The sequence below is a fragment of the Oleiphilus sp. HI0132 genome, assembly GCF_001635845.1.
Genome location: NZ_LWGJ01001449.1, coordinates 1 through 562, shown reverse-complemented (window position 1 = coordinate 562; position 562 = coordinate 1). Strand labels below are relative to the sequence as shown.

Genomic DNA, 562 nt, shown 5'->3' with positions numbered 1-562 from the left:
ATACGCTCAAGCGTATCAATAAACGAGTCATCATCTATAAACGCTGGCTCAGGCAAGAGCCGACCAAATTCATCCGTATACTTTAGTGCAACTGGCTGAACAGGCACACCCACTCTAACTGCTGCCTCATAAAACATCGGGAAAAACGGCAACACCTCTGCACCTACCGAGGTCGTTGATTCAGGAAACAGGTGCACTGAACCACCTTGCCTTAAACGCTCTTCAAGGTAAGGAATTGAGCGATACGCTTCAAATTTATTGGTTCTATTAATATAAATAGACCCCATTCTTTTGGTAAAGGTCCCCAGCAAAGGCCACTCTTCCAAATCATGCCGCGCAATAAAACCTACAGGCCTGAGATGATTAAAAACAATCGTATCGAGCCATGAAATATGATTTGATACAAACAAACCGCTTGCTTCCATGGGGGAGCCTTCGACAACGACCTCCGTATTCATTGAACGAACCAGATCCTCAACCCACAAGGTAAACAGAGCGTAATCATTAAGCTCGTTTTGGTCAATTTTAGACACTTGCGGGAATTGATAACAAGCACCAATAA

The 562-nt window shown here is 44.0% G+C and carries 1 protein-coding gene; it reads right to left on the bottom strand.

Annotation, left to right across the window (positions count from 1 at the left end; translation table 11 throughout):
- Positions 1-562, bottom strand: a 562-nt coding sequence (locus A3766_RS22290) for a 1-acyl-sn-glycerol-3-phosphate acyltransferase (RefSeq protein WP_068642987.1), incomplete at both ends; no start/stop codon positions are given.